Source organism: Planctomycetota bacterium (assembly GCA_026387035.1).
Classification (GTDB): Bacteria; Planctomycetota; Phycisphaerae; order FEN-1346; family FEN-1346; genus JAPLMM01.
Window position 1 is genome coordinate 1 of the sequence record JAPLMM010000253.1, and the last position, 2,555, is coordinate 2,555.

General features: G+C 65.5%; 3 protein-coding genes. 1 reads left to right on the plus strand and 2 read right to left on the minus strand.

Going from position 1 to position 2,555, the window contains the following annotated elements; genetic code table 11:
* A partial coding sequence (locus NTX40_09630) for a hypothetical protein (GenBank protein ID MCX5649336.1) occupies positions 1 to 568 on the minus strand: 568 nt, incomplete at its 3' end.
* Between the two features lie 769 nt (positions 569 to 1,337).
* Between NTX40_09630 and NTX40_09635 the strand changes: the two genes are divergently transcribed.
* On the plus strand, positions 1,338 to 1,481 hold the full coding sequence (locus tag NTX40_09635; GenBank protein MCX5649337.1) for a hypothetical protein: 144 nt from the start codon (positions 1,338 to 1,340) through the stop codon (positions 1,479 to 1,481).
* Here the strand turns inward: NTX40_09635 and selD are convergent.
* Positions 1,478 to 2,555: selenide, water dikinase SelD (gene selD / locus NTX40_09640; GenBank protein MCX5649338.1), on the minus strand; the 1,078-nt coding region annotated here is incomplete at its 5' end. The genes NTX40_09635 and selD overlap by 4 nt on opposite strands.

Genomic DNA, 2,555 nt, shown 5'->3' on the forward strand with positions numbered 1-2,555 from the left:
CAGGAAGATGGCCGACCAGCGAATGGAGCATCCCAAGGAAGACGAGGCCCGTCTCCCCCGCTCGAAGCGTCTGACCGATTCGCTCGGCAATGTAACGATCCCGTTTATCGAGAATACGTTTGCCGAGGTCGCTCTGGACCGGCCGCCGGGTTCCCGCCCCGCGCGAGTCTGCTGAAACCAGAACCTGCTGAGCCAGTTCGTATTCTTCGAGAAGGAACTCGGGGGATTCCGTCCCGGTGATCTTCGCCCCTTTCTCCATCAAGTCCAGCAGAAGCCGATGGTTCTCGCTTCCGGCTTGCGCCAGATCTCTGACGATCTGCGGTTCATGACCGCAGTTCGGCAAGCCGTCCTGATACAGCCGGACCTTGCCGTAATCGAGGGCGAGCGCTTCGACCCCCGCCCGAATCTCCCTCCACATCCGGTCCACGGCCTGGACGTGCTGCCGCCATTTTGCCCGGCCCATCTTCCGAACATAGAGATTCCTGACCCGCTCCCTCATGTTTCCTAGGTCGGCCTGCGAATGGATGATCGGGATCCAGATCAGCCGTCTCCGGAGCTCGCGCGGCATGGCACCCGCCCTCATGGCCCCCCAGCAGCAACGGTATCGGCGCGCGCGGTCTGTTTCAATCAAGAATAGGCGCCATTCGCGTTCCTCCTTTCGTGCCGGAAGCGAACGGCTACAGTATGTGCGCCAGGCGGTCCTCCAGGCCGCGTGCCTCGGCGTCAGAAAGACCAGCTATCGCGCACAGAAGCCGGAAGATGAGGTTCTCGAGGGGCTGGGCGGCGGGGGGCAGGACGGAACGGGCGGCGCTGGGGATTTTTCCAAGACATGACTCATCGAATTGAGCGGTTGTCGCGACAACCGGAGCAGCGGTTTGTGCGCCTTCCAGCGGTTCCAGCGGCATTCGATTATCAGCCGCAAGTCCTTTCAGCAGGCGCAATTACAGCAATAACAAGGACTTGCGCATCAACAGCGAAAAGAATTTGAAGACCAGGAGCGCCACCGGGCGCCTGTCACCTCCGCCTCAGGCCTTCATGACTTCCTGGTAAAACATCATAACCGGCGCGCCGCCGAATGCAATCGCCATCCAAACAGCCTCGTCGATCTCCGCCTGCGTGAAGCCATCTGGAGCGCCTGCTTCGTCGCCGCGTCCAGCGCGCCCGGCGCCCCCGCCGACCGCATGAAGGCCTTGAACGCCTCCTCGGCGCCCGCACCGACAGCAGGAGCGCCCGTGCCGTGCCCTTCGGAACAACAGGTTTCCGCGGCGGGCCCCGCACAGCAAGGTTCTTCGGCGCCGGCCGGCCGGCCCTTTCCCTTTTTCGAAGGTTTCTCTTGCATGGCCGCATCCTCCTCGGGCGCCGGCATTGGCCGCACCCCGCTCGTCGTCACGAAGACCTTTCCCGTTCCTTTGCTGCGGACCTTGCCGATGACGGCCGCCGCGCGAATCCCCTCGCCGTGCAATCGCTGGACGAGCGCCTAGGCCTTGCCGGCCGCCAGCGCGACCAAGAGGCCGCCGGACGTCTGCGGGTCGAAGCAGAGGTCCATCATGGCCTCGGTGATGCCCGCGGCGGGGACGGCGCTCGATTCGGACGATTCGCGGTTGCGTTCGATGCCGCCGGGGACGATGCCCTGGGCCAGGCACTCGAGGACGTGCGGGAAGATCGGCAGATCGTCCCAGACGATTTCGACGTCGGCGCGGCTGGCGCGGGCCATTTCCGCCAGGTGGCCCATCAGGCCGAAGCCCGTCACGTCGGTGCACGCGTGGGCCTCCAGGTCGAGCATCGCCTCAGAGGCGGCCTTGTTGAGTTGGGTCATGGATCGCGCGATGGCATCGGCGGCACCGGGGGGCGCCCGGCCGATCTGGACGGCGAATGCGAGGATGCCCGTGCCGAGCGGCTTTGTGAGCACCAAAGAATCGCCCGGGCGGAGGCCGGCGTTCGTGACGATTCGGCCGCGGTCGATGAGGCCCGTGACGGCGAAGCCGGCCTTGATCTCGGCGTCCTGAATGCTGTGGCCGCCGATGACGGGGACGCCCGCCTCGTTCATCTTGTCGATCCCGCCGCGGAGGATGTCCGCCATGACGGAGTCGGGCGCCTCGCGGATCGGAAAACCGATGATCGAGAGGGCGGTGATCGGCCGGCCGCCCATCGCATACACATCACTCAATGAATTGGCCGCCGCCACCTGGCCGAACGTGTACGGATCGTCCACCGATGGGCTGAAGACGTCCACCGTCTGCACCAGGGCCGTCGGGCCGTCGTCGAGGGCGTAGACGCCGGCGTCGTCGCCCGCGGCGGCGCCGATGAGGACGCGCGGGTCGCGGATTTCGGGGAGGGCTTTGAGGACCCGCTTGAGGGAGGCCTGGTCGATCTTCGACGCGCAGCCGGCTTTTTCGACGAGTTGCGTGAGGCGTACCGGCCCCGAGGGCGGCTCGAGCGATTCGCCCGCGCAGAGACAGACGTTCTTTTCCTTGAATAGCGAGCAGGGGCAGGCTTTCTTCGCGTCGCAGATGCAGTGCCCCAGATGCATCGACCTCTGCATGACGCGCCGGCGT

Excerpts from the sequence above, each read along its gene's own strand:
- NTX40_09635 (MCX5649337.1), top strand. The coding sequence starts at position 1,338 with ATGGCCGCATCCTCCTCGGGCGCCGGCATTGGCCGCACCCCGCTCGTC.